The organism is Sagittula sp. MA-2 (genome assembly GCF_030126985.1).
Classification (GTDB): Bacteria; Pseudomonadota; Alphaproteobacteria; order Rhodobacterales; family Rhodobacteraceae; genus Sagittula.
This window is the reverse complement of record NZ_CP126145.1, coordinates 3,191,865-3,216,377: the sequence shown is the minus strand read 5'-3', so window position 1 is coordinate 3,216,377 and position 24,513 is coordinate 3,191,865. Positions and strand designations below refer to the sequence as shown.

Genomic DNA, 24,513 nt, shown 5'->3' with positions numbered 1-24,513 from the left:
TCAGTCGGTGCCTTTCGCGATACGGCGCAGCCATACGCCGGTCATGAGGAGCCAAACCGCGGCCAGTGAGAACCACGTAATGGCGTATTGCAGATGATCGTTGGGAATGCCGGAGGTGTCCACGGGCAGCGGATCGACGGCGTCGTCCGCCGGATCGAGACTGCGGGCAATCACCAGCAGCGGCTCCGTGTCCAGCGCCTCTGACATGGGGCCGATGTCACGGGCGAACCAGGTATCGTCGTCCGGGTCGTTGTCGGGAGTGGAGGAGTTGCGGTCGTCCGGCCAGTGCAGGTTGCCTGTCAGCCGGGCGGGCCCGGCATACAAAGGCGCGTCCTTTTGATCGATCGGGGTGAAGCCGCGGTCCACCAGGAGACGACGCCCGTCGTCGGTGGTGAAGGGGGAGATGACCCGCCAGCCCGCGCCGCGCAGCTTTGCCGAGACGAGGACGTGCAGCGCCTCCGCGCCGATCTCGCCCGACAGTTCCACGGGCTGATAGCGCTGTGCCGTGGGATCGACCATGACGGGCAGAGGCTGCGCGGGGCCGGAGATCGTTGCCTCCATGTCGGCGAGCAGGCCCTCTTTCCAGTCCAGGCGCTGCATCTGCCATGTGCCCAGCCACAGCAGGATCGCGCATCCGGCGATGCCGATCAGCAGGGGGGCGAGGTAGCGTGTCACATGCGTCTCCGGAAACGGAAAAGGCGCGCCCGGTGGGGCGCGCCTTGGTTTACCGCGTGAGGCGTCGGGCGCAAGCCCTGTGGCCGTCGAGGAGGCTCAACCGCCCCAGATGTAGACCGCTGCGAAGAGGAACAGCCACACCACGTCGACGAAGTGCCAGTACCAGGCGGCCGCCTCGAACCCGAGGTGGTTTTCCGGGGTGAAGTGGCCGCGGTAGACGCGCAGCAGGCAGATGAACAGGAAGATCGTGCCGATGATCACGTGCGCGCCGTGGAAGCCGGTCGCCATGAAGAAGTTGGCGCCGTAGATGTTCCCGGAGAAGCCGAACGCCGCGTGGCTATACTCATACGCCTGAAGGGCGGTGAACAGCAGGCCGAGGACGACGGCGATGATCAGGCCCTGCTTGATCTCGTCGCGGCGGTTGCCGTGGACCAGAGCGTGGTGCGCCCAGGTCGCGGCACAGCCGGAGCACAGCAGGATCAGCGTGTTGATCAGCGGAAGGTGCCAGGGGTCGAACGTCTCGATCCCCGCCGGCGGCCAGACGCCGTCGACAGCCGGGCTCATGCCGTTCGGGTCGATCGGGTAGATCGCGTGCTTGAAGAAGCTCCAGAACCACGCGAAGAAGAACATCACCTCCGACATGATGAACAGGATGAAGCCGTAACGCAGGCCGATCAGCACGACGGGCGTGTGGTCGCCGACCAGGTTCTCCTTCACGGTTTCGCTCCACCAGCCGAACATGGTGTAGAGGACGCCGACAAAGCCGATGAGGAACATCCACATCGTGATGTCCTTCATCCACAGCACTGCGCCGAAGAGCATGATGAACCCGGCCACTGCGCCCAGGAAAGGCCAGATGGAGGGGTTCAGAATGTGGTAGTCGTGGTTCTTAGCATGCGCCATGGCAATCCCTCGTTAGGCGTTAGTTCACGGATGCTTTCGCATCGGTCTTATCGTCGATGCCGGGGGCATCGCCAGTGATATCGAGTGCGGCCTGCGTTTCTTCGGGCAGGTCGATCTCGTAGAAGGTGTAGGACAGCGTGATATGCTTGGTGTACTTCGCGTCGCGGTCGTCGACGATCTCGGGGTCGACGAAGAAGCTGACCGGCATCTCGACGCGTTCGCCGGGCATCAGGACCTGCTCGGTGAAGCAGAAGCACTCGATCTTGTTGAAATAGCCGCCTGCCTGGTAGGGCGCCACGTTGTAGGTGGCCTGACCGGCGACCGGGTGGTCGGTCGGGTTGTAGGCCTCGTAGAACGCCAGCCCCTCTTCGCCGATGCGGACGGTCATCTCGGTCTGCATGGGCTTGAACTCCCACGGCATGCCGCGGTCCTTCGAGGCGTCGAACTTGATCTTGATGGTGCGGTCGAGGATGTCGCGCTTGGCCGAGGCTTCGGCGACCTGCGTGGTTCCGCCAAAGCCGGTGACGCGGCAGAACCAGTTGTAGAACGGGACGGAGGCCCAGGCCATCGCGCCCATGAAGACAACGACGCCGAGCGTCTGGAAAAGGGTCTTGGTCTTTGGATCAATTGCCATTGCCGTCTCCCTGTGTTGCCGCAGCCGGTTGCATCTGGAAGTCGCCGCGGTTGATCTTCACCATGGTCATTCCGAAGACGATCACGATGAACGCACCCAGCACCAGCCCGACACCGATGTTGCGGGACCGGCGGCGCTTGTGAAGCTCGTGTTCGCGGCTGATGCTCATGACAGCACCCCGAAGCGTTCGAGCCCTGCGTCCACGAGGATCGCGCCGAAGTGGGCGAAGAGGTAGAGCAGGGACAGCTTGAAGAACGCCTTCTCGGCCTTGAAGTTGTCGGCCTCCGACGCGGCTTCGTCGCGGCGCCAGATGGTCCATGCGCCCTTCAGGAACAGCGCGTTCAGCACGATGGCGGTGGCAAGGTAGACCGGCCCGCCAACCTGCGTGAAGCCCAGCCCGATGGCAAAGGCGGCCAGCAGGACGGTGTAGACGAGGATGTGCGTGCGGGTCGACTTGCGGCCGTGGGTCACGGTCAGCATCGGCACGGTGGCATTGTCGTAGTCCATGCGGACGAACAGCGCGAGCGCCCAGAAGTGCGGCGGCGTCCAGAGGAAGGTCAGGCAGAACATCAGCACGGAGGCGGTGGAGATCTCGCCAGTGGCGGCGGCCCAGCCGATCATCGGGGGGAAGGCCCCGGCGGCGCCGCCGATCACGATGTTCTGGGGTGTCGAGCGCTTGAGCCACATCGTGTAGATCACGACGTAGAAGAAGATGGTGAAGGCCAGCAGGGATGCGGCCAGCCAGTTGGTCGCGAGGCCGAGGAAGACGACGGCAAAGGCGGAAAGCGTCAGGCCGATGGCCAGCGCGTCTTCACGGTCGACCTTGCCGGCGGGGATCGGACGCTTGGCCGTGCGCTTCATCAGCGCATCGATGTCCGAGTCGTACCACATGTTCAGGGCGCCGGATGCGCCGCCGCCGATGGCGATGAACAGCACCGCACAGAAGCCGAGGAACGGGTGGATCGCCACGGGCGCGGCAAGCAGGCCGACGAAGGCGGTGAACACCACAAGCGTCATCACACGCGGCTTGAGCAGCGCGAAATAGTCGCCGAACTGCGCTTCCTGCGAGTCGGCCCGCATCTCGGTGCCCATCTGGGTGCGTGTTTCGAAGCTGGCGTCGCTCATGTCGGCTCCTGCCTGAAGTGCCATGGTCGGTTTGGTGCAGCGCAGGCCGGGAGCTGTCCCGGCCTGCGCGTCATGTCTTTGTCGCCGGGGGCGATCAGTTGGTCAGTGCCGCGCGCACGTCGGTGTACCAGCCTTCGTCCTTCGACGCGGCGAGCCATGCGTCGTAGGCTTCCTGGCTGACCACCTTGACCGTGATCGGCATGTAGGCGTGGGCGATGCCGCAGAGTTCCGAGCACTGGCCGAAGTAGACGCCTTCGCGTTCCGGGGTGAACCACAGCTCTGCGAGGCGGCCGGGGACCGCGTCCTGCTTCACGCCGAAGGCCGGGATGGTCCACGAGTGGATCACGTCGGCGCCGGTGACCTGCATCACGATGGTCTTGCCGACCGGCACGACCACGGCGGTGTCGGTGGCCAGCAGCCACTCGTCCTTGGTGTAGCCGGCGTCGGTCAGCATGGTCTGCACGTCTTCGGAGTAGCGGTTGTCGCCGCCGGTCGCCGGGGAGCCGATCATGTAGCTGTCGTAGGCGAGGTCCTCACCCACGTACTCGTAGCCCCAGTACCACTGGTAGCCGGTCACCTTGATGGTGATGTCGCCTTCCGGGATTTCCTGCTGCTTGAACAGCACCGGCAGGGAGAAGGCGCCGATGAACACGAGGATCACGATGGGGCCGATGGTCCACGCGATCTCCAGCGGGGAGTTGTGCGTGAAGGTGCCCGGCGTCTTGTTGGCCTTCTGGTTGTAGCGCACCACGATGAAGGCGAGCAGGGCAACCACCAGCAGGCAGATCGCGGTGATGATCACCAGGATCATGCCGTCGAGCCACTGAAGGTCACGCGCCAGTTCCGTGGAGGCCGGCTGGAAACCCATGCCACCCTGGTGCGGGCGGCCCACAACGGGCAGGTCCTGCGCCAAGGCCGGCGCGGCGACAAAGGCGCTGAGTAGGCCCGTCATCATCGTCTTGAAGGTCATATGTCACCCTGATCGATTCGAGTTGTGCACGGGCCCGCCGACCCGGAATGACTTGATATACATGCAAAAAGGAAGCGCAGGCTGGCGCCCGTCCTCCTCCGCGGCATACCGTTGCGTTCTGGCGGTCTAGAAACCATATTCTTTCCACCCGTGAAAGCTTTGAGCTTGCGGCAAAGCGCCGCTTTACTTGATCCAGATCAATCCAGAGGTCCATATGTCCGACGCACTTTTCCGCCCTTTCGAGACACATCTGGATCTCGATCGCACTGTATCGCTGGTGCGGGAGGCCCTTTCCGGGGCCGAGGACGGCGAACTTTTTCTTGAGCGGCGGCGCTCGGAATCGCTGGTCCTGGACGACGGGCGGCTCAAGACGGCGAGTTACGACGCCTCCGAAGGATTCGGCCTGCGCGCGGTGAAGGGCGAGGTGGCCGGTTACGCCCATGCCACGGAGATCAGCGAATCCTCCCTCAGGCGCGCGGCAGAGACGGCGCGTCTGGCGGTGGGCGACGGCGGCGGCGTGATGGCCCCGCCGCCTCCGGGCACGAACCGCACGCTCTACACCGATGCCGACCCGATTGCCGGGGCGAGCTTTCCGGTGAAGGTGGACACCCTGAAGGAAATCGACGCCTTCGCCCGCGACCTCGACAGCCGCGTGGTGCAGGTGACGGCCAGCATCGCTGCCTCGCTGCAGGAGGTTGCGATCCTCCGTCCCGAAGGCGGCCTTGTGACCGACGTGCGCCCGATGACGCGGGTGAACGTGTCGGTGATCGTGGAACAGGACGGGCGGCGCGAGGCCGGAACGGCAGGCGGCGGCGGGCGCGTCACGCTGGAAGGACTGCTGGAGCCGATCGAATGGCAGTCGAAGGCGCGCGAGGCGCTGCGCATCGCGCTCGTCAACCTCGAGGCGGAGCCTGCGCCGGCGGGCGTCATGGACATCGTTCTCGGCCCCGGCTGGCCCGGCATCCTGCTGCACGAGGCAATCGGGCATGGGCTTGAAGGCGATGCAAACCGCAAGGGCACATCCGTCTTTGCCGGTCTGATGGGGCAGCAGATCGCGTCGAAGGGCGTGACGGTGCTGGACGACGGCACCATCCCGGACCGGCGCGGCTCGATCACCGTGGATGACGAAGGCACGCCCTCCGGCAAGAACGTCCTGATCGAGGACGGCAAGCTGGTCGGCTTCATGCAGGACCGGCAGAACGCGCGCCTGATGGGCGTGACCCCCACCGGCAACGGCCGCCGCGAGAGCTATGCGCATATCCCGATGCCGCGCATGACCAACACCTACATGCTGGGCGGCGATGCCGATCCGCAGGACATCGTTGGCGATCTGAAGGACGGCATCTGGGCCGTGGGCTTCGGCGGCGGACAGGTCGACGTGACCAACGGCAAGTTCGTCTTCTCCTGCACGGAGGCCTACCGCGTGAAGGACGGCAAGGTCGGCCGTCCCGTAAAGGGCGCCACGCTGATCGGCGACGGCGCCTCTGCGCTTCAGCAGATCCGCGCCCTTGGCAACGACATGGCGCTCGATCCGGGCATGGGCAACTGCGGCAAGCAGGGGCAGTGGGTGCCGGTGGGCGTCGGGCAGCCGACGGTGATGATCGGCGGCCTGACCGTCGGCGGTGCGGGTGTCTGACACGCCAGACCCGTTGGCCTGGTGGCACCCAGTGCAGGCGCCGGTGATCCGGCCAACGTTCCGGCAGCACGGGCTGGCCATTCTGGCGACGCTGGCCGCCACGCTTGGCGCCGGGATTTCCGTTGTGACGCTCGCGCTGATGGTCGCGACGGTCTCGGACTCCGCGGCGGGGACGCTGGTTGTCGTTGGCTACGTGCTGGTGTTCTCGGTCGCCTTTACCTGGATTGGCCACCTGGCAGGGGCGTTCGTGCTTCACGCGGCTCTGGTGCGCGGCTTCGGCGGCTGGGGCGTGGCGATGCTGGGCGGTTTCTTCGTCGGTGCGCTGCTCAAGCCGGTGGTGGGCACGGGACTGACGGTCGGGCTGGGGCCTTTCCTGGCCGTGCTGCAGCTTGCCATGCTGCGCCTGATCGTCGGACGTACGGAGCGCGACCTGCCGGGTGACGGCACGCCGACCTGAAGCTTTTCCAGGGCATTTCCACTGGCCGCGCACCGCGGGAATAATTCTCTCGCCAGAGTTTACCTGCGGTTAACCACCCTCACGCTATGGATGAAGGTGCAAGACGGCGGGGCCAGGATGCGCGACGACAGCTACTCTTCCACTCACCCCCCACTCCCACCCACCACGGAAGATGCTCGTGTGGATTGGCTCCGCCTCTTGCGCTCACGCCGCGTCGGCGTGGCAACCTTCTGGCGGCTTCTGGGCGAACACGGTTCGGCCCGCGCAGCACTCGACGCGCTGCCCGAAGTGGCGAGGGCCGCGGGGGTGGAGCGTTACACCGTCTGCCCCGAAAACGTGATCCTTGCAGAGATGAAGGCCGCCCACCTGTGCGGCGCCCGGCTGATCCTGCGCGGAGAGGCGGATTACCCGAAAGACCTGGCCGACCTTTCCGACGCGCCCCCGGCGCTGTGGACGGTGGGCGATGCGCGCGTACTGAGCCGTCCGATGGTGGCGCTTGTCGGTGCGCGCAACGCGTCGTCGCTGGGGCTGCGCATGGCGCGCAACCTTGCCGAAGGACTGGGCGAGGCGGGTTATTGCGTCGTCTCCGGACTGGCGCGCGGGATAGATGCGGCGGCGCACCACGCCGCGCTCAGGACCGGCACGGTCGCCGTTCTGGCGGGCGGCGTGGATGTGCTTTACCCGGCCGAGAACGCCGGGCTGGCGGATGACATCGTCTCTCACCATGGTGCGCGGATCAGCGAACAACCCATGGGCATGCAGCCGCTCGCCCGCCATTTCCCCATGCGCAACCGCATCGTCTCCGGACTGGCCCGGGCCGTGGTGGTGGTGGAAGCTGCGGCAAAGTCCGGGTCGCTGATTACCGCGCGCGGCGCGCTCGACCAGGGGCGGGAGGTGCTGGCCGTGCCCGGTCATCCGCTCGACGCCCGGGCGGCGGGCTGCAACATGCTGATCCGTGACGGCGCGCACCTTGTGCGGCACGTCGACGATGTTCTCGAGGCGCTGCCGCCGCTGGAGGGCCAGACATCGGCACAGGCGGAACTGGCCCTTCCGGACCCGGCGAGGGCGGGCATTGACTCGTTGAAGGCGCCGGAACCCGAGACGCGGACCCTGCGCCAGACGGCGGACCTGCACACGCGCATCCTTGACCGGCTCGGACCGTCGCCTCTGGCCGAGGACCAGCTGATCCGCGATCTCGGGGCGGCCTCTGCCCACGTCTCGCCGGCCTTAACCGATCTGGAGCTGGAAGGGCGCATACGGCGTCAGCCGGGCGGTTTTCTCTCGCTTGTGCTACGCTGAAGCAGCAGGATCACGGTCTGCTATTTGGCGCAGAAAAGGGCCCAAACCATCATGCGTCTGTCGCGCCCATGGTCCAGTGGCCCGCGACCGAAGCGTTGCCCGACCGCTGGCAAAGGGCCTGCACCTCCTGCGCGCCGTATTCGAAGATATCGGGGCTGCGCCCTAGGAGGCGATCGGCGCTCGTTTCCGCGCGGCGGATCGGGCATGGCAAGGGCGACAGCGCCGTCCACACGCAGTTCATCGACCCGAAACCCAAGCGGCGCTCCGAAGACCTATCCGGCGTCGGGGCGCGTCTTGTCCATTAGATCGGCGCGCAGGCTGATGCCGATTTCGGGGGGCTGCCAAGCCCCGACGGGCAGTGGACGCGAGGTCAGTCAGAGAGCGGGAAACCGCACGTCCGGGGCTCCCTTTTGCGTCGCTCAGCCAACGCCGGAACAGCCCCGGGACAAGCGCGGCTCTTCCGCCCGCATTGACAAATACCCCTTGCACCCCACATCTAGCGCCGCGATACGCCGCCCGGAAAGCAGCCGCGCGAGGCCGCCAAGAAATCAGTAGAGGTAGCAGTCCCAGATGCCCGTCGTCGTCGTCGAATCGCCCGCCAAGGCCAAGACAATCAACAAGTATCTGGGATCCGACTACACGGTTCTGGCGTCTTACGGTCACGTGAGGGACCTGCCTCCGAAGGATGGCTCGGTCGATACGGAACATGATTTCGAAATGACGTGGGAGGTCGCGAACGATTCGCGCAAACACGTCGCCGCCATCGCCGAAGCCCTGAAAACCGACGACAAGCTGATCCTCGCAACCGACCCTGATCGTGAGGGGGAGGCGATCTCGTGGCACCTGAAGGAGGCGCTGACGAAGCGCCGTTCGATCAAGAAGACGACAGAAGTCAGCCGGGTCACCTTCAACGCCATCACCAAGGCGGCCGTGACCGAGGCGATGAAGAACCCCCGCGACATCGACGCGCCGCTGGTGGAGGCGTATCTCGCCCGCCGTGCCCTCGACTACCTCGTCGGCTTCAACCTGTCGCCTGTGCTCTGGCGCAAGCTGCCGGGCGCGCGGTCGGCCGGGCGGGTGCAGTCCGTCTGCCTCCGCCTGATCGTCGAGCGCGAGATGGAGATCGAAGCGTTCAATCCCCGCGAATACTGGCAGGTGAAGGCACAACTCGCGACGCCGCGCGGCCAGACGTTCGAGGCCCGGCTGGTCAGCCTCGCCGGCAAGAAGCTCGACCGCTACGACCTCGAAAACGCCACGCAGGCCGAGATGGCGGTGGATGCCGTAGCCAAGCGCAGCCTGAAGGTTCTGAGCGTCGAGGCGAAGCCTGCTTCGCGCAACCCTTCGGCGCCGTTCATGACCTCCACCCTCCAGCAGGAGGCGAGCCGCAAGTTCGGCATGGGCGCCAAGGCGGCGATGAACGCGGCCCAGCGGCTCTACGAGGCCGGGCACATCACTTATATGCGGACGGACGGCATCGACATGGCGCCGGAAGCCGTCAGCGCCTGCCGCGACGCCATCGCGGAGCGCTACGGCAAGGATTACGTGCCGTCCTCGCCTCGGGTCTACAAGAACAAGGCGAAGAACGCGCAGGAAGCGCACGAGTGCATCCGTCCGACCGACATGACGAAGGACGCCGAGAGCCTGCGCCTGTCCGAATCCGACCAGCGCAAGCTGTATGACCTGATCTGGAAGCGCACGCTCGCCTGCCAGATGGAGGCCGCCCGGCTGGAGCGGACCACGGTCGAGATCGGCTCCGACGACGGGCAGGTCGGTCTGCGCGCCACCGGCCAGGTGGTGCTCTTCGACGGGTTCCTGAAGGTCTACGAGGAAGGCCGCGACGAGCCGGTCGAGGATGACGACAAGCGCCTGCCGCAGATCATGCAGGGCGAGCCGGCGAAGTTCGACGCGGGCGCGCTCAAGTCCGAGCATGCGAAGGCGATGGAGAAGGGCACCGACCGTGGTCTGCCCGCGGTGCTGTCCGGCGACGGCGCGACGCTTGGCACGCAGAGCTTCACCAACCCGCCGCCGCGCTACACCGAGGCGACGCTGGTCAAGAAGATGGAGGAACTCGGCATCGGGCGACCCTCCACCTATGCTTCCGTCATCACGACGATCCAGGACCGCGAATATGTCCGCAAGGAACAGAACCGTCTGTTCCCGGAGGACAAGGGCCGGATCGTGACGATCTTTCTGCTGAACTTCTTCAAGCGCTACGTGGAGTACGACTTCACCGCCGCGCTGGAGGACGAGCTGGACCAGGTCAGCGCAGGTGCCGAGGACTACAAGGAACTGCTGGCGAAGTTCTGGCGCGACTTCAGCGCGGCCATCGCCGAGACGTCCGACCTGCGTATCTCGGAGGTTCTGGATGTGCTGGACGAGGCGCTTGCGCCCCAGCTTTACCCGCCGCGTGAGGACGGGAGCGATCCGCGCATCTGTCCGAAGTGCGGGCAGGGGCGGCTGCACCTGAAGACCTCGCGCACCGGCGGCTTCGTCGGCTGCGGCAACTACCCCGAATGCACCTACACGCGCCCCATCGCGGGCGAGGGTGCAGAAGGCGAGGAACGTCTGCTGGGCGAGGATCAGGGTGACGAGATCTGGCTGAAGGCCGGGCGCTTCGGCCCCTACGTGCAGCGCGGCGAACCCACGCCGGAGAACAAGAAACCGCCGCGTGCCTCTCTGCCAAAGAAGGGCGGCCAGTTCCTGCCGGGCTGGGACCCGGCGGACATGACGCTGGAAAAGGCGCTCACGCTGCTGACCATGCCGCGCGAAGTGGGGATGCACCCCGATGGCGGCGTCGTCAGCGCGAACCTCGGGCGCTTCGGTCCCTACATCATGCACCAACTCCCGGACGAGGAGAAACCGGTCTACGTGAACCTCAAGGAGTTCCAGGAGGTCTTCGAGATCGGGATGAACCACGCCGTCGAACTGCTGGCGCAGAAGCGGGCGAACCCCGGTCGCGGGCGACAGACGGCCAAGGCGCTGCGCGACATGGGCGAGCATCCCGATGGCGGCAAGATCTCCATCATGGAGGGCCGCTACGGTCCCTATGTAAAGTGGGAGAAGGTCAATGCCACGCTGCCGAAGGACGTGGAGCCTGCGGACGTGACAATGGAAACCGTGCTGGAACTGATCGCCGCGAAGGCGAAGAAGAAACCGGCGAAGAAGGCCGCGGCCAAATCGACCGCCACAAAGTCGACCACGAAGAAGACCGCCGCAAAGAAGCCGGCGGCCAAGAAGGCGGCGAAGAAAGACTGACAGACCGGCGACGGAGGCGGAAAGCCGCCTCCAACCGTCTGATCTGTTGCGAAAAAGCACTCACATTCGTGGTAAAGAATGTGTGATTTCCAAAACCCGCCACCCGCCTCCATGTTGCCCGCATCGAAACAGGCAACAAGGAGGGATCCCTTCATGACGAAGTCGAGCATCACCCGGCGCAAGCTGCTGAACACCGGTCTCGTGGCAGGGGCCGCGGCGCTGATCGTCCCGGCCACGGCGCGTGCGGCGGACGTGCGGCGCAACGTCTCCAGCTTCGTGATGCAGGACTGGCGCGACCATTTCTCGGAGATCGGGAAAGGCTGCATCGTCTGCGATACCGAAAGCCGCGCGCTGCACTACTGGGCGGCCGATGGCGTCGATTACCGCATCTACCCGACCTCCGTGCCGAAGTCCGACGAGCTGACGAAGCGCGGCTACACCGAGATCGTGCGCAAGAAGGTCGGCCCCTCCTGGACCCCCACCGCCAGCCAGATGGAGCGTTTCCCTGACTGGAAGCCCGTCGCAGGCGGCGCGCCCGACAATCCGCTGGGCACGCATGCGATGTACCTGAGCTGGCCCGCCTACCTGATCCACGGCACCCATGACACGCGCAAGATCGGGCGCCGGTCGTCCGACGGCTGCATCGGGCTCTACAACGAGAAGATCGCCGAACTGTTCGAGATCACGCCCATCGGCACGCAGGTCCGCCTGATCTGACTTGGGATCCGTGACTGGGGACCTCTGAGTGGGGTCCTGCCCTTTTTGCGCTACCTCCGAACCACCGGGACAACGCGGGCGTTGGTCCATGGTACGCCCCTGCACGGGCTCCTCCGGGAAGCCCGTGCCGACAAGGGGCACCCAACCAGAGGAGGATAGATCGTGACACGTTTCATGCTGACCACCGCCATGGCGGCGATGCTTGCATCGGGCGCCTGGGCCGAAAGCCACGGGGCCGCGATGGACCAGCCGGGGCAGACCGCTTCGGCCGACCTGATCAACACCGACGACGAGAGCATCGGCACCGCCACCCTGACCGACGGTCCGGCGGGCATGCTGATCCATGTCCGTGTGGAAGGGCTGACACCGGGCAAGCACGGTCTGCATCTGCACGCCGTCGGCACCTGCGAGTCCTCCGAGGGCTTCACCACCGCCACCGGCCACGTCGGCAAGGTGGACGGCGGCCACGGCCTGCTGAACCCCGAAGGACCGGAACCGGGCGACCTGCCCAACATCTTCGTGGGCGAGGACGGTATCGGCGAGATGGAGGCCTATTCGACGCTTGTGGACGTGGCCTCCCTGCTGGATGAGGACGGCTCCACCTTCATCATCCATGCACAGGGTGACGACCACATGTCCCAGCCCATCGGCGGGGCGGGCGACCGCGTCGCCTGCGGGATCATCAAGGGTCAGTGACACAACGAGGGGGCGGTCGGTTTGGCCGTCCCCGCCGCGTTGGGGCGCTACCATGACGCGGCCGCGTTGACTCTCTGCTGCAGAGCGGCGACAACCTGCGTCAGTACCGCACAGGAGGGGTGTTTCATGAAGAAGGTATACGGTTCGGCGTCCGAAGCGCTGGACGGCCTGTTGAGCGACGGCATGCTGATCGCGGCGGGCGGGTTCGGTCTTTGCGGCATTCCCGAGCTTTTGATCGACGCCTTGGTGGAAAGCGGCGTGAAGGACCTGACGGTCGCGTCCAACAACGCGGGCGTAGACGATTTCGGCCTCGGCAAGCTGCTGGCGACCCGCCAGATCAAGAAGATGATGTCGTCCTACGTGGGCGAGAACAAGGAGTTCATGCGCCAGTACCTCGGCGGTGAGCTCGAGCTGGAATTCAACCCGCAGGGCACCCTGGCCGAGCGCATGCGCGCCGGCGGTGCAGGTATCCCGGGCTTCTACACCAAGACCGGCGTCGGCACCCAGATTGCCGAAGGCAAGGAAGTGAAGACCTTCGACGGCGAGGATTACATCCTCGAACGCGGGATCTTTGCCGACCTCTCGATCGTGAAGGCATGGAAGGCCGACGACACCGGCAACCTCGTGTTCCGCAAGACGGCGCGCAACTTCAACCCGCCGGCCGCGATGTGCGGCAAGGTCTGCGTGGTCGAGGTCGAAGAGATCGTGCCCCGTGGCTCCCTCGACCCGGATCACATCCATCTGCCCGGCATCTACGTGCACCGGATCGTTCAGGGCGAACACGAGAAACGGATCGAACAGCGCACGACGCGCAAGCGGGAGGAAGCGTAATGCCCTGGGATCGTAACCAGATGGCCGCACGCGCGGCGGAAGAACTCGAAGACGGCATGTACGTGAACCTCGGCATTGGCATCCCGACGCTGGTGGCGAACTACGTGGGCGACAAGGACATCACGCTTCAGTCCGAGAACGGCATGCTGGGCATGGGGCCGTTCCCCTTCGAGGGCGAAGAGGATCCGGACCTCATCAACGCGGGCAAGCAGACGATTACCGAACTGGCGCGCACGTCCTACTTCGACAGCGCCATGTCCTTCGGCATGATCCGCGGCGGCAAGATCGCGGCGGCGATCCTCGGCGCCATGGAAGTGGCCGAGAACGGCGACCTCGCGAACTGGATGATCCCCGGCAAGCTCGTGAAGGGCATGGGCGGCGCGATGGACCTGGTGGCCGGTGTCGGCAAGGTCATCGTGGTGATGGACCATCAGAACAAGGCGGGAGAGTCCAAGGTGCTGAAGGAATGCACCCTGCCGCTGACCGGCAAGGGCGTGGTGAACCGCATCATCACCAATCTCGGCGTGCTCGACGTGGTCGAGGGCGGTCTGAAGATTGTCGAATGCGCCGACGGCGTGACCGAGGACGAGATCCGCGCGGCGACCGACGCGACCATCGTTTGATTTTCGATGCACGGCATAAGGGGCGGCTCCGCTTGGGGCCGCCTTTCTTGTTGACCGGACGGGGCGGCAGACCGCATCCACACGGTCATCGGAGGCGCATTTTCTTGACCTCGCACCCGCAGCGCTAAGTAGTTTGGCGAAATCCGCGCCTGGCGGGGCAGGGACAATGGCCCCACGGGGGACAGCGCGGTCTCGGAACGTTGAGCAGAACAAGAACAAGGAGCTCTTCATGAGGGTTCACATCCGGCAGGGTCTGTTTGCCTGCCTTGTCGCCTTACTCGCAATCCTTGCCCTTCCGGCTTCTGTGCAGGCGCAGGACACCGCGGCAACGACCGGTGTCGCGAGTGGTGTCGAGGCACTCACACCCGCGCAGGCCAAGGCGCTGGCCGATCTTCTGGCCGACGACGCCACGCGCGGCGCGCTGATCGACGCCCTGAACCGCACCGGAGAGCCGCCGCAGGCCAGCGATACCTCCGGCGAAACCGTGACCGAAGCGGTGACCGGCGCGGTCGAGGACGAGGCGACGGACCCCGGTGAAACCTCTTTCAGCCGCCGGATTGCAGCCGCCACGCAGGACACCGCGGAGCGCATCGCAGGAAGTCTCGGAGGGTTCTGGCAGGGGTTCAGCCGGGCGCCCGAGACATTGGGCAGCGCCCTGTCGATCAATCCCGACATCATCCTGACCGCGCTGCGCGACCTCGCCCTGGTGATCGTCGCGACGGTCCTGCTTTACAATGTCCTCAGGTGGATCGCGAAACGGCTGTTCCGGCGGATGGGCAACCTGGCCGGGGATGCAGGCCCGGCACAGACCGCGCTGATCATCGTCACCTCCGTCATCATCGACGCCATCGTGGTGGTGATCGCCTGGGGAGCCGGCTACGCCCTTGCGATCGCGGCCTTCGGCGACGCCGGGCAGATCGGCATCCGGCAGACGATGTACCTCAATGCCTTCCTGATCGTGGAAATGGTCAAGGTGCTGATCCGCGCCGTCATGTCGCCCACCACTGCGCAACTGCGCACCGTGAACGTTCCGGACCGGGGCGCGCGCTATGTCGCGCGGTGGCTGACCTTCCTCGTCAGCCTGCTGGGCTACGGCCAGCTGCTGGTGGTGCCGATCATCAACCAGAACGTCAATTTCACCACCGGCCGGGGCGTGTCCACGCTGATCTCTGCCGTGGCCATCGCCATCCTGATCTGGATGGTGCTGAAGTGGCGCCGGGTGGTGGCCGACTGGCTTCTGGGCGAACGCAGGCTGAGCGAGGGGCGCGGGCTCCTGAAGTTCCTCGCCCGCAACTGGCACGTCCCGGCACTGATCTATCTCGTGGTCGTGCTGGCCATCGTGCTGGCCCGTCCGGGCGGCATCCTTTTCCCGCTCCTGGGCACATCGGCGAAGGTGCTGGGTGCCATCGTGCTGGGCTTCATCGCCTCCAACCTCGTGAGCCGCGCCATCATGCGGGGCGTGCGGGTGCCCTCCGGGGTGTCGCAAAGGCTGCCGCTGCTGGAGCGACGCCTGAATGCCTTCGTGCCGAGGGTGCTGACGATCCTCAAGGTGGCGATCGTGCTGGCGGTGGTCATGTTCACGCTCAATACCGTCGGTGTGCTGGACGTTCAGGGCTGGATGGAAAGCCAGATCGGCGTGCGCACGACCGCCGTCGTCCTGCGCGTCGCGGTCATCCTTACGGTGGCCTTCCTGATCTGGCTGGCCGTGAATTCCTGGGTGGATTTCCGTCTGAACCCGGAATTCGGCTCCGTCCCGACGTCCCGGGAACAGACGCTTCTGGCGCTGTTGCGCAATGCGGTGACCATCGTGCTTGTGGTCATCACGCTGATGTTCGTGCTGTCGGAGGTAGGCATCGACATCGCTCCGCTCCTCGCGTCGGCCGGGGTGCTGGGCCTGGCTATCGGTTTCGGTGCGCAGAAGCTGGTGCAGGACATCATCACGGGCGTCTTCATCCAGCTTGAGAACGCGATGAACGTGGGCGACGTTGTGACCGTCGGCGGGACCACAGGGACGATCGAACGCCTGACGATCCGGTCGGTCAGCCTGCGCGACCTGCACGGCGCATTCCACATCATCCCGTTCTCCTCGGTGGACATGGTGACGAACTACATGCGCGAATTCGCCTTCTGCGTCACCGACATGGGCATCGCCTACCGCGAGGACATCGGCGAGGCCAAGCAGGCGATGTTCGACGGCTTCGAGGAACTGCGCGCCAATCCCGACTGGGGACCGCACATCCTGGAGGACCTGCAATGGTTCGGTCTGAACAGTTTCGGCGCTAGCGAGGTGGTGGTGCGCGCACGGATCAAGACCGTGCCGGGCCAGCAATGGGGCATCGGGCGTGCCTACAACGAGATCCTGAAACGGATTTTCGACGAGCGCGGCATCGAAATCCCGTTCCCGCACCAGACGATCTACTTCGGCGAGGACAAGCAGGGGCAGGCGCCCGCGGCGCCGGTCCGCATGACCATCGAACAGTCACCGAAGTCCGCCCCCGCGCCGTCCGGCGGGACGACGGGGCAGCCGGAAACGCTGGACTCGTCGATCAACACCTCGCCCGACGACGAACCGCCGGGAGATCGGTGAAGGCGTCAACGCGCCGTGCGGACACAACGCACGGGCGGGGATACCGGAAGAACAGGAAACGCCCGTGCGAGGGATCGCGCGGGCGTTTTCATGTCCTGATGCGAACCGTTCCTGTGCCATCACCCGCCGGCGGACCGGCGCAACCACCTTCGGGAAGCGTCATGTCGAAAGCGGAAACGACTGCGCCTCCCTGCAGGCCGCACGAGGTAATCCCGGCATACAGGGAGGCGCATAAAGAAGGGGCGGGCTCCTAAGAACCCGCCCCAGGATTTTGCGCCTGAATGGGAGGAGAGGGCGCAAAAAACCGGTCCTCGGCCCAGAAGGGCCCAGGGATTACTTGGCCGCTTCGGAGACTTTCTTGGTCGCCGCGGTCATCTCGTCGGTTGCCTTCTTGGCAGCCGCGGTCATGTCCTCGGAGAAGTCCTTGCCAGCGGCCATCATCAGCTCGACGGTGTCCATCTGCACTTTCTTCGCGATCTCGGCGAAGGTTGCCATGTGCTCGGCTGCGGCTTCGGCCTGGGAGGCTGCGAAGTCGGTCATCGCCTTGGCGTAGTCGGCCGGCTCTTCCTTGGCGGAAGACAGCTCGGCGATCTTCGACAGGGTTTCCTTGGTCCAGGATGCGGACAGCTCGGTCGACTTCTCAGCTGCTTCAAGCGCCACTGCGGAGAGCTTCTCGCTCATCGTCGCGGTGGTCTTGAAGGCGTCTTCCATTGCCTTCGTGTCAACCGGGAAGGAACCCATCATTTCTTTCATCATAGCGGTGAAGTCTTGCGTCTGTGCCATTTTATTCCTCGTAATCTCTCTGCTGCTCTGCGGGCCCGCCCCGCGTCTGTGCAACTGAGAGAAATATGCATGCTGCAGCGCAGCATTTCAAGTGTTTTTCTGCGCCGCAGCAAAAATTCCTTCAACTCATTGAATTTGTTTCGCCGCTTTCATCTTCACATAAGTGCCCGGCGCGGGGGCGAGAACCTCGTAGCCAGAATCACCCGGAACGCGAGCATCCACCTTCTTTCCGGCGCGCTTCTTCAGCCACGCTTCCCAGTGCGGCCACCACGATCCGGGGTGATGTTCGGCGCTGGCCTTCCAGTCTTCGAAGGACAGGGTGAGATCGTCGTTGATGTAATGACCGTACTTGTCCTTGCCCGGCGGGTTGACGATGCCGGCAATGTGGCCGGACTGGCCCAGAACGAACTGCTTGTTCTTCGACCCCATCATCTGCACGCCGCGATAGACGTCCCGCGCCGCGGCGATGTGGTCCGTTTCCGTCGCGATGGACATCAGGGGCACGTCCACATCCGCCACCGACAGCTTTTCGCCGAACAGCTCATAGCCGCCCTCGGCGAACTCGTTGCGCTGGCAGAGCGCGCGGAGGTACTGGCGGAACATCTTGCCCGGCAGGTTCGCGCCATCGCCGTTCCAGTAGAGCAGGTCGAAGGCGGGGGGCGTTTCCCCCATCATGTACGACTTGATCGCCGGTCCGTAGATCAGGTCGTTCGACCGCAGGAACGAGAAGGTCCGCGCCATGATGAAGTGCGGCAGCATCCCTTCCTGGTCGATCTCCTGTTCGATGCCGTCGGCAAAATCGTTCTGCAGGAAGGGCGTGAATTCTCCCTGGTCGCTGAAATCGGTCAGGGCGGTGAAGAAGGTGGCCGACTTGACCGACTTGTCGCCGCGCTTCTTCATCAGCGACAGGGCGATGGACAGGGTCGTCCCGGCGATGCAGTAGCCGACGGCATTCACCTTGTCGACGTCACAGATGTCCTTGGCGATCTCCATCGCCTTCAGGAATCCCTCTTCGACGTACTCTTCCATCCCCACGTCGCGGTAGCGGCCATCCGGGTTGACCCAGCTGACCACGAAAAGGGTGTAGCCCTGATCCACGACCCAGCGGATGAAGGAGTTCTGCGGCTTCAGGTCGAGGATGTAGAACTTGTTGATCCACGGCGGGAACAGCACGATGGGGGTTTCGTGCACCTGTTCGGTGGTGGGGCTGTACTGGATCAGCTCCATCATGCGGTTGCGATAGACCACCTCGCCCTTGGCCGTGGCGATGTTCTCGCCGATCTCGAATGCGCTTTCGTCGACCAGCCGTACGACCATCTCGCCGTTGTTGGCCTCAAGGTCGGCCACGAGGTTCTCGAGCCCCTTCACAAGGCTCTCGCCCTCCGTCTCCACCGCCTTCATCAGCGCGTCGGGGTTGGTTGCAAGGAAGTTGGTGGGGGCGAACATGTCGATGATCTGCTGGCTGAAGTAGCGCAGGCGCCTCTTCTCCTTGGGGTCCATGTCGTCGATCGACTCGACCGCATCGCGGATCGCGTCCGCGTTGATGAGGTATTGCTGCTTCACGTAGTTGAAATAGGGGTGGGTGTCCCACAGGGGATTCTTGAACCGCTTGTCGGTGGGGCCCGGATCCTCGGGCGCGGACAGCTTTCCGGAGGCGAGCGCATGCTGCGCCTCGACGAAATGCGAAACGGTCTTTCCCCAGAATCCCACCTGCTGCTCGATCAGCTTGGCGGGGTTGGTGACCCACTCCTGCATGTAGGCCTGCGCCGCCTTTACATAGAGGGAACTGTCCGGCCCGTTCAGGGCTTCAGGGGTGGGATGGCGCCGTGTCAGCGCTGCAACCATGCGCTGCGAGAGCTCTTCGACCTTCTTGAGATTCTCCTCAAGCCGTTCTCTATCTTTCCCTGCGGCAACAGTGTTCGTTGTCATTTCAAGAATTCCCCCCTATCTTCGCAAACGCAGAAATACCGTCGCCGGGGTCGGGGGGCAAAGCGACGAAATGGCTCGGGTCCGACCGCCGACGTGGCTGCGTCGACCCCCATGATAATAGGAGTGGCTGTCATGCGCTACATGGCGACGTACGATCTGATGGAAACGATGCGTAATACCAGCCAATGGCTTGGCGCAACGGCCCGAACGGCTGCATCCTACCCGGCGATGTCCCTGATCCCCAACCCCATGATCCAGTGGATGGCCGCCTGGGGTGAGGTGACGGAACGCACCTACGAACGCATGGTGGTCAAGCCCGACTGGGGAATCCGCACGTTCACCTGCGAGGACGGCAAGGACCACCTCGTCGATATCCGCAACGTGGTCGAGAAGCCGTTCGGCAACCTGATTCACTTCGACGTCTCCGGACGCGAAGAACAGCCGCGCAAGATCCTGCTGGTCGCCCCGATGTCCGGCCACTACGCGACCCTCGTGCGCTCCACCGTGAAGTCGCTGCTGGTGAATTGCGAAGTCTACGTCACCGACTGGCACAACGCGCGCGACATCCCGGTGAGCTGCGGCAAGTTCGATGTTGAGGACTACACCCTCTACCTGATGGATTTCATGCGTCACCTCGGGCCCGACACCCACGTGATCGCCGTGTGTCAGCCCGCGCCGCTGACGCTGGCCGCGACCGCCTACCTGGCCGAGATCGACCCGGATGCGCAGCCGCGCACGCTGACCCTGATCGGCGGCCCGATCGACCCCGACGCCACGCCCACGGATGTGACCGACTTCGGCCGCCGTGTGACCATGGGCCAGCTCGAAGAGACGATGATCCAGCGCGTGGGCTTCAAGTACAAGGGCGTCGGCCGCATGGTCTATCCGGGACTCCTGCAGCTCACCTCCTTCGTCAGCATGAACGCGGACCGGCACGTCAAGGCGTTCCAGGACCAGATCCTGCGCGTGGCCAAGGGGCAGGCGTCGGACCATGACGCACACAACCGGTTCTACGACGAATACCTCGCCGTGATGGACATGCCGGCGGAATTCTACCTGTCGACGGTGGAGCGGGTCTTCAAGAACCGCGAGATCGCGAAGAACGAATTCGTGGTGAACGGCCACAAAGTCGATATCGGCAAGATCACCAGCGTCGCGGTGAAGACGGTCGAAGGGTCGAAGGACGACATCTCCGCCCCCGGCCAGTGTGTTGCGGCGCTCGACCTCTGCACCGGTCTGCCGGCATCGAAGAAGGCGAGCCACCTCGAGCCGGGCGCAGGCCACTACGGCATCTTCGCGGGCAAGAGTTGGCGGAACAACATCCGTCCACTGGTGCTCGACTTCATCGACGCCAACTCCGCCGCCCCGAAGCAGGCGGAATCGAAGGTCGTCAACCTCTGACACCCCATTCCCGACGATGAAAAAGGCGCGCCCGGGTGGCGCGCCTTTTGCGTTTTCAAGGGAGCTGGCCTGCCGCTCCACGTCCCGCAAGGCGGATCGGTCTGTCTACGGCGCAGGGCGGCAGGCCGCCCTCAGAGCCCGCCGTATTCCACCAGCGTATGCACATCCATCCCGAGCGCCTCCAGCCGCTTGCGTCCGCCAAGGTCCGGCAGATCGACGATGAAGGCGCAGCCGATGATCTCACCGCCAAGCCGTTCGACCAGCTTGATCCCGGCTTCGGCGGTGCCGCCGGTCGCCAGCAGGTCGTCCACGATCAAGATCTTCTCGCCCGCCTCGATGGCGTCGTCATGCACCTCGACCACCGCCTCGCCGTACTCCAGCTGGTACTCCTCCGAGATCACGGCGCCGGGCAGCTTGCCTTTCTTGCGGACCGGCACGAAGCCTGCCGACAACTGGTGCGCCACCGCGCCGCCAAGGATGAACCCCCGCGCCTCCAATCCCACCACCTTGTCGAACCGGACACCGGCATAGGGCAGAAGCAACTGGTCGATGGCCATCCGGAATCCCCGCGGATCGACGAACAGAGTCGTCACGTCCCGGAACATGATCCCCTCGTGCGGGAAATCGACGATGGTGCGGATGTAGTCCTTGATCTCGCGACGGGGTGGCATGAGGCCTCCGGATAAGAAAAAACCGCCCCAAGCGGTAGCGCGGGGGCGGTCCTGCCGCAAGCGTGTTGCCGTGAGTGGTGGTGTCGGGTCAGCGCAGGCGGGTCCAGGATGCGTAAAGCGCGCGCTTGAACCAGCTCAACCGCGGGCGGCGGCCGTCAAGACTGTCGTTCATGAAGATGGACTTGGCATGGAAAGGGCTCATGGGTATACCTCTGTTTTTATAGTTTTACGCTGTACTTTGTATATACAATTCGTGAACCGAAGGTCAATGACGGCAACAGGAGAAGACCGGTTTGGGCAAGGACGAGAAGAAAAAGGCCAAAGGCAAGGACGCCCAGCTGGTGCTGCGACTGGATCGTGAGGACCGCGACGCCTTCATCGCCCTGTGCAAGGACATGGACACCTCCGCCTCGCGCGAGGTGCGGCGCTTCATCCGGGATTTCCTGAAAAGCAATGGCTAGGCACGGCATGGCGTAGGGCGGGGCTTTGCGCCGCCGCCCCGCCAGACATCACGCCCTGCGCAGGGTCGCTGTCAGAACACCCATGCCGATCAGCGTCGCACCCCCGGCCCGGGTCAGCCAGGTCAGTGCCGAGGGTCTGGCGATCCACTTCCTCAGCCGGTCGGCAGCCAGCGCGTAGGCCAGCGCGTTCAGCGTCGCCAGCGTCACGAAGGTCGCGATCAGGATGGCGAATTGCGGCAGCAGCGCGCGTGCCGGGTCGATGAACTGCGGCACGAAGGCCACGAAAAACGCGATGCTCTTGGGGTTCAGCGCCGTCACCGCCGCGTTGTGCCAGTAGACCGACCGGGCCGAAACCTCGGCGCGGGGCAGGGACAGGCCTTCGGCGGGCGCCGACCGGATCAGCTTCATGCCCAGCCAGACCAGGTAGACCGCGCCCACCCATTTCAGCACGGTGAACAGCGCGGCAGAGGTCGCCACCAGCGCCCCCAGCCCCGCGAGCGAGGCGGACATCGCGACGAAATCCCCGGTGGCGACACCGGCGGCAGAGGCCACTGCGACCGACCTTCCCTTTGACAGGGCATAGGACAGCACCAGCAGGACGGTGGGTCCCGGGATCAGCAGCAGCGCGGTGGAGGCGGCGACAAAGGTCATCCAGATCGAAAGGTCCATGGGGTTACTCCGGTGGGTAATGGCGGCGCAGGGCCATGACGTCCTGCGGCGAGAATTGCTTGGTGTCGTTGCTGTCCTGCGAGAAGATCGAGACGCCTTCGTATACCGGGTTGCGGATGTCTGTCAGCAATCCCAGCGCCTGTGTCACCTCCTCCAGCATGGCGGATTCGTAGTGCTGGATGTGCAGCCGCGTGCCGAAGAGGATGGTCGCCCGCAGGATGGTCTTCGTATCGCTGCGCGACCAGACGATGACCCGCGCGCCCGTGACCGTGGTGCCGTCCGCGCCGTCGATCCCGGTCCGCGCCAGGGGTTTGCTGCCGTCGGTGTTGAGGAAGTGGATGCTGATGTCTGCCTCGGACGCGGGCCCCACCTGTTCGACCCGGATGCCCGCACCGGCCGCGTTGATGTACTGCACCGCTCGTGCCAGCGCCGCCTCCGCCCGTTTGGTCTTGCCGCCCAGAAAGGCCCGGTCCATCGACGCGATCCGCACGCGCACCGGGCGCTCGTCGCTCCAGTGCAGCATCGGCTTGACGCAGCGATCTCCCGGCGGGGCAGCGCAGGCCACCAGCCGGTAGAAATCGTCGTCCGACAGCCAGCCGTCGGATTCCACGTAATCCTGTGCGGCGGGGGCCGCGTTTGCGGTGAAGGCGGCCAGAACCAGGCCGCAAAAGGCAGGACGCATGGGCAGGCGGATCACTTCTGCGGATTGGTGTTGTCGATCATCTTGTAGACGACACGGTAGAGGTAGGTCGACGGCGGTGCCTGCCGGCATTCTGTCAGCGTGGCCTCGTAGATCTTCAGCCCGCCGACCTTCTCGACGATGTCGGTGAACCCTTTCTCGCGCTCCGTCGTCGCCCGGGTCCAGACACCCAGCACCCAGCCCGCCAGCTGGCCCTTCAGGCTTTCGTCCGACCCCTGGAAGGTCTCGATCACCTCGGCACAGGTCCAGCCGCCGGCGCCCATGATGTAGCTGTCGGTCGAACTGAAGGTGACCTGCGCCGACAGCGGCGTCGCGCATGACACGATCAGGGCGAGGGCAAGATGGCGCATCTCCGGTCTCCTTCGACGCCAACTCTAGCGCCCGGTGCGCGCGTGGGACAAGCCCGCCGGGACCGTTGCACCTGTCAGAGCATCCGTCCCGCCACCGCGTCGAGCTTCGACAACAAGGCCGGGTCGCGCTTGTCGGGGGAAGTCATGATGGCGAACTCCAGCGCGCGGTCGCAGCCGTGCGGGCAGGGCGCACGGTCCGCGCCCAGAAGCGCAGGAAGGCGGCGCACCATTTCGCGCCCCTTGTCGGCGTTGCCCGTCAGGGTGGCGATGATCTCGGTGATCTCCACCGCGCCGTGGTCGGGGTGCCAGCTGTCGTAATCCGTGACCATGGCGATGGAGGCGTAACAGAGTTCCGCCTCGCGGGCGAGCTTGGCCTCGGGCATGTTGGTCATGCCGATCACGTCGCAGCCCCAAGCGCGGTACATCTTCGATTCCGCCATGGACGAGAACTGCGGCCCCTCCATTGCGAGGTAGGTGCCGCCCTTGTGGATGGTGATCCCTGCATCCTTCGCGGCGGTGTAGCAGGCGTCGCCCAGCCGCGGGCAGGTGGGATGCGCGACCGAGACATGCGCCACGCATCCGGTGCCGAAGAAAGACTTTTCCCGCGCGAAGGTGCGGTCGATGAAGTCGTCGATCACCACGAAATGGCCCGGTGCGTATTCCTCGCGGAACGACCCGCAGGCCGAGACGGAGATCACGTCCGTCGCGCCCAGCCGTTTCAGCGCGTCGATGTTGGCGCGATAGGGCACCGTGGTCGGAGAGTGGACGTGCCCGCGCCCGTGACGCGGCAGGAAGGCCATCTTCACCCCGCCAAGCCGCCCCGTCAGGATCTCGTCCGACGGCGTCCCCCAAGGGGTTTCGACCGCCTGCCAGCGGGCGTCTTCGAGGCCGTCGATCTCGTAAATTCCCGAGCCGCCGATCACGGCGATCATGGTCTCTGTCATGGGGGTCTCCGGGCTGTTCTGGGCAGGTTTCGCGCGCAGTTAGCCATGGCCCGCGCGGGGCTGCAACCGGGGATCGGCGCAGGGGGCGATTGGCTCAGGATCAGGCGGCTGGCGGTCGGCGCTTTGGATTCAGGGGCTTGCCAAAGGCGATGGTCCCTGAACTCATTTTCATCTCCCGAATTCGTGAAAAAATCACG

At 65.0% G+C, this 24,513-nt stretch carries 25 protein-coding genes; 11 read left to right on the top strand and 14 right to left on the bottom strand.

Features of this window, described 5'->3' with window-relative positions:
• The 6 genes from QNI11_RS15670 to coxB all read right to left on the bottom strand — a co-directional run bounded on the left by QNI11_RS15670 (position 1) and on the right by coxB (position 4,307).
• On the bottom strand, positions 1 to 675 hold the full coding sequence (locus tag QNI11_RS15670; RefSeq protein ID WP_283980813.1) for an SURF1 family protein: 675 nt from the start codon (positions 673 to 675) through the stop codon (positions 1 to 3).
• A gap of 96 nt (positions 676 to 771) precedes the next feature.
• On the bottom strand, positions 772 to 1,578 hold the full coding sequence (locus tag QNI11_RS15665; RefSeq protein ID WP_100929699.1) for a cytochrome c oxidase subunit 3: 807 nt from the start codon (positions 1,576 to 1,578) through the stop codon (positions 772 to 774).
• Positions 1,579 to 1,597: 19 nt separating this feature from the next.
• Entirely contained in the window at positions 1,598 to 2,212 is a 615-nt protein-coding gene (locus QNI11_RS15660; RefSeq protein WP_100929700.1) for a cytochrome c oxidase assembly protein, read from the bottom strand.
• Positions 2,202 to 2,381, bottom strand: coding sequence for a hypothetical protein (locus QNI11_RS15655; RefSeq protein WP_100929701.1), 180 nt, complete (start codon positions 2,379 to 2,381; stop codon positions 2,202 to 2,204). The genes QNI11_RS15660 and QNI11_RS15655 overlap by 11 nt, the downstream gene beginning before the upstream one ends.
• Positions 2,378 to 3,337, bottom strand: a complete 960-nt coding sequence (gene cyoE / locus QNI11_RS15650; protein ID WP_283980811.1) for a heme o synthase — start codon at positions 3,335 to 3,337, stop codon at positions 2,378 to 2,380. Before cyoE ends, QNI11_RS15655 begins: the two co-directional genes overlap by 4 nt.
• 94 nt (positions 3,338 to 3,431) lie before the next feature.
• Positions 3,432 to 4,307 carry a cytochrome c oxidase subunit II gene (coxB, locus tag QNI11_RS15645; protein WP_100929702.1) on the bottom strand — a complete coding sequence of 292 codons (876 nt, stop codon included), beginning with the start codon at positions 4,305 to 4,307 and terminating at the stop codon, positions 3,432 to 3,434.
• Between the two features lie 214 nt (positions 4,308 to 4,521).
• Between coxB and tldD the strand changes: the two genes are divergently transcribed.
• The 3 genes from tldD (at position 4,522) to dprA (ending at position 7,699) form a co-directional block, all read left to right on the top strand.
• Positions 4,522 to 5,943 carry a metalloprotease TldD gene (gene tldD, locus QNI11_RS15640; RefSeq protein WP_283980810.1) on the top strand — a complete coding sequence of 474 codons (1,422 nt, stop codon included), beginning with the start codon at positions 4,522 to 4,524 and terminating at the stop codon, positions 5,941 to 5,943.
• 43 nt (positions 5,944 to 5,986) lie between these two features.
• On the top strand, positions 5,987 to 6,400 hold the full coding sequence (locus QNI11_RS15635) for a hypothetical protein (RefSeq protein ID WP_283980809.1): 414 nt from the start codon (positions 5,987 to 5,989) through the stop codon (positions 6,398 to 6,400).
• A 117-nt stretch (positions 6,401 to 6,517) separates the two neighbouring features.
• Complete coding sequence (gene dprA / locus QNI11_RS15630) at positions 6,518 to 7,699, top strand: DNA-processing protein DprA (RefSeq protein ID WP_283983520.1); 1,182 nt, start codon at positions 6,518 to 6,520, stop codon at positions 7,697 to 7,699.
• 49 nt (positions 7,700 to 7,748) lie between these two features.
• Here the strand turns inward: dprA and QNI11_RS15625 are convergent, their stop codons facing one another.
• Positions 7,749 to 7,955, bottom strand: coding sequence for a hypothetical protein (locus QNI11_RS15625; protein WP_283980808.1), 207 nt, complete (start codon positions 7,953 to 7,955; stop codon positions 7,749 to 7,751).
• Positions 7,956 to 8,269: 314 nt separating this feature from the next.
• Between QNI11_RS15625 and topA the strand changes: the two genes are divergently transcribed.
• The 6 genes from topA to QNI11_RS15595 all read left to right on the top strand — a co-directional run bounded on the left by topA (position 8,270) and on the right by QNI11_RS15595 (position 16,408).
• Positions 8,270 to 10,954 (top strand): type I DNA topoisomerase, encoded by a 2,685-nt coding sequence (gene topA / locus QNI11_RS15620; protein ID WP_283980807.1) that lies wholly within the window; start codon positions 8,270 to 8,272, stop codon positions 10,952 to 10,954.
• Between the two features lie 153 nt (positions 10,955 to 11,107).
• Positions 11,108 to 11,671, top strand: coding sequence for a L,D-transpeptidase (locus QNI11_RS15615; protein WP_100929707.1), 564 nt, complete (start codon positions 11,108 to 11,110; stop codon positions 11,669 to 11,671).
• A 162-nt stretch (positions 11,672 to 11,833) separates the two neighbouring features.
• Entirely contained in the window at positions 11,834 to 12,367 is a 534-nt protein-coding gene (locus tag QNI11_RS15610; RefSeq protein ID WP_283980806.1) for a superoxide dismutase family protein, read from the top strand.
• A 126-nt stretch (positions 12,368 to 12,493) separates the two neighbouring features.
• Positions 12,494 to 13,198 carry a CoA transferase subunit A gene (locus QNI11_RS15605; protein ID WP_100929708.1) on the top strand — a complete coding sequence of 235 codons (705 nt, stop codon included), beginning with the start codon at positions 12,494 to 12,496 and terminating at the stop codon, positions 13,196 to 13,198.
• Positions 13,198 to 13,821, top strand: a complete 624-nt coding sequence (locus tag QNI11_RS15600; protein ID WP_100929709.1) for a CoA transferase subunit B — start codon at positions 13,198 to 13,200, stop codon at positions 13,819 to 13,821. Before QNI11_RS15605 ends, QNI11_RS15600 begins: the two co-directional genes overlap by 1 nt.
• Positions 13,822 to 14,050: 229 nt before the next feature.
• Positions 14,051 to 16,408, top strand: a complete 2,358-nt coding sequence (locus QNI11_RS15595; RefSeq protein ID WP_283980805.1) for a mechanosensitive ion channel domain-containing protein — start codon at positions 14,051 to 14,053, stop codon at positions 16,406 to 16,408.
• Between the two features lie 333 nt (positions 16,409 to 16,741).
• Here the strand turns inward: QNI11_RS15595 and QNI11_RS15590 are convergent, their stop codons facing one another.
• On the bottom strand, positions 16,742 to 17,191 hold the full coding sequence (locus QNI11_RS15590; protein WP_100929711.1) for a phasin family protein: 450 nt from the start codon (positions 17,189 to 17,191) through the stop codon (positions 16,742 to 16,744).
• Between the two features lie 126 nt (positions 17,192 to 17,317).
• A complete protein-coding gene (locus QNI11_RS15585) occupies positions 17,318 to 19,120 on the bottom strand; it encodes an alpha/beta hydrolase (RefSeq protein ID WP_283980804.1) in 1,803 nt (600 codons plus the stop codon).
• A 132-nt stretch (positions 19,121 to 19,252) separates the two neighbouring features.
• Here QNI11_RS15585 and phaZ point away from each other — a divergent pair, with 132 nt between their 5' ends.
• Positions 19,253 to 20,521: a polyhydroxyalkanoate depolymerase gene (gene phaZ, locus QNI11_RS15580; protein WP_283980803.1), complete on the top strand. Its 1,269-nt coding sequence runs from the start codon at positions 19,253 to 19,255 to the stop codon at positions 20,519 to 20,521.
• Positions 20,522 to 20,652: 131 nt separating this feature from the next.
• On the opposite strand, the gene QNI11_RS15575 is transcribed toward phaZ, so the two are convergent.
• Entirely contained in the window at positions 20,653 to 21,192 is a 540-nt protein-coding gene (locus tag QNI11_RS15575) for an adenine phosphoribosyltransferase (RefSeq protein WP_100929714.1), read from the bottom strand.
• Positions 21,193 to 21,485: 293 nt separating this feature from the next.
• Between QNI11_RS15575 and QNI11_RS15570 the strand changes: the two genes are divergently transcribed.
• Positions 21,486 to 21,653: a hypothetical protein gene (locus QNI11_RS15570; protein ID WP_283980802.1), complete on the top strand. Its 168-nt coding sequence runs from the start codon at positions 21,486 to 21,488 to the stop codon at positions 21,651 to 21,653.
• Between the two features lie 48 nt (positions 21,654 to 21,701).
• Here QNI11_RS15570 and QNI11_RS15565 read toward each other — a convergent pair whose 3' ends face one another.
• The 4 genes from QNI11_RS15565 to QNI11_RS15550 all read right to left on the bottom strand — a co-directional run bounded on the left by QNI11_RS15565 (position 21,702) and on the right by QNI11_RS15550 (position 24,316).
• On the bottom strand, positions 21,702 to 22,322 hold the full coding sequence (locus QNI11_RS15565; RefSeq protein WP_283980801.1) for a LysE family translocator: 621 nt from the start codon (positions 22,320 to 22,322) through the stop codon (positions 21,702 to 21,704).
• Between the two features lie 4 nt (positions 22,323 to 22,326).
• A complete protein-coding gene (locus QNI11_RS15560; protein WP_283980800.1) occupies positions 22,327 to 23,004 on the bottom strand; it encodes a DUF2927 domain-containing protein in 678 nt (225 codons plus the stop codon).
• An 11-nt stretch (positions 23,005 to 23,015) separates the two neighbouring features.
• Positions 23,016 to 23,372, bottom strand: a complete 357-nt coding sequence (locus QNI11_RS15555) for a 5'-methylthioadenosine phosphorylase (protein ID WP_100929717.1) — start codon at positions 23,370 to 23,372, stop codon at positions 23,016 to 23,018.
• 74 nt (positions 23,373 to 23,446) lie between these two features.
• Complete coding sequence (locus QNI11_RS15550) at positions 23,447 to 24,316, bottom strand: S-methyl-5'-thioadenosine phosphorylase (protein ID WP_283980799.1); 870 nt, start codon at positions 24,314 to 24,316, stop codon at positions 23,447 to 23,449.
• Between the last annotated feature and the right edge of the window lie 197 nt (positions 24,317 to 24,513).

Excerpts from the sequence above, each read along its gene's own strand:
- QNI11_RS15665 (WP_100929699.1), bottom strand. The coding sequence starts at position 1,578 with ATGGCGCATGCTAAGAACCACGACTACCACATTCTGAACCCCTCCATC.
- QNI11_RS15660 (WP_100929700.1), bottom strand. The coding sequence starts at position 2,212 with ATGGCAATTGATCCAAAGACCAAGACCCTTTTCCAGACGCTCGGCGTC.
- QNI11_RS15655 (WP_100929701.1), bottom strand. The coding sequence starts at position 2,381 with ATGAGCATCAGCCGCGAACACGAGCTTCACAAGCGCCGCCGGTCCCGC.
- cyoE (WP_283980811.1), bottom strand. The coding sequence starts at position 3,337 with ATGAGCGACGCCAGCTTCGAAACACGCACCCAGATGGGCACCGAGATG.
- coxB (WP_100929702.1), bottom strand. The coding sequence starts at position 4,307 with ATGACCTTCAAGACGATGATGACGGGCCTACTCAGCGCCTTTGTCGCC.
- tldD (WP_283980810.1), top strand. The coding sequence starts at position 4,522 with ATGTCCGACGCACTTTTCCGCCCTTTCGAGACACATCTGGATCTCGAT.
- dprA (WP_283983520.1), top strand. The coding sequence starts at position 6,518 with ATGCGCGACGACAGCTACTCTTCCACTCACCCCCCACTCCCACCCACC.
- topA (WP_283980807.1), top strand. The coding sequence starts at position 8,270 with ATGCCCGTCGTCGTCGTCGAATCGCCCGCCAAGGCCAAGACAATCAAC.
- QNI11_RS15615 (WP_100929707.1), top strand. The coding sequence starts at position 11,108 with ATGACGAAGTCGAGCATCACCCGGCGCAAGCTGCTGAACACCGGTCTC.
- QNI11_RS15605 (WP_100929708.1), top strand. The coding sequence starts at position 12,494 with ATGAAGAAGGTATACGGTTCGGCGTCCGAAGCGCTGGACGGCCTGTTG.
- QNI11_RS15600 (WP_100929709.1), top strand. The coding sequence starts at position 13,198 with ATGCCCTGGGATCGTAACCAGATGGCCGCACGCGCGGCGGAAGAACTC.
- QNI11_RS15595 (WP_283980805.1), top strand. The coding sequence starts at position 14,051 with ATGAGGGTTCACATCCGGCAGGGTCTGTTTGCCTGCCTTGTCGCCTTA.
- QNI11_RS15590 (WP_100929711.1), bottom strand. The coding sequence starts at position 17,191 with ATGGCACAGACGCAAGACTTCACCGCTATGATGAAAGAAATGATGGGT.
- QNI11_RS15585 (WP_283980804.1), bottom strand. The coding sequence starts at position 19,120 with ATGACAACGAACACTGTTGCCGCAGGGAAAGATAGAGAACGGCTTGAG.
- phaZ (WP_283980803.1), top strand. The coding sequence starts at position 19,253 with ATGCGCTACATGGCGACGTACGATCTGATGGAAACGATGCGTAATACC.
- QNI11_RS15575 (WP_100929714.1), bottom strand. The coding sequence starts at position 21,192 with ATGCCACCCCGTCGCGAGATCAAGGACTACATCCGCACCATCGTCGAT.
- QNI11_RS15565 (WP_283980801.1), bottom strand. The coding sequence starts at position 22,322 with ATGGACCTTTCGATCTGGATGACCTTTGTCGCCGCCTCCACCGCGCTG.
- QNI11_RS15560 (WP_283980800.1), bottom strand. The coding sequence starts at position 23,004 with ATGCGTCCTGCCTTTTGCGGCCTGGTTCTGGCCGCCTTCACCGCAAAC.
- QNI11_RS15555 (WP_100929717.1), bottom strand. The coding sequence starts at position 23,372 with ATGCGCCATCTTGCCCTCGCCCTGATCGTGTCATGCGCGACGCCGCTG.
- QNI11_RS15550 (WP_283980799.1), bottom strand. The coding sequence starts at position 24,316 with ATGACAGAGACCATGATCGCCGTGATCGGCGGCTCGGGAATTTACGAG.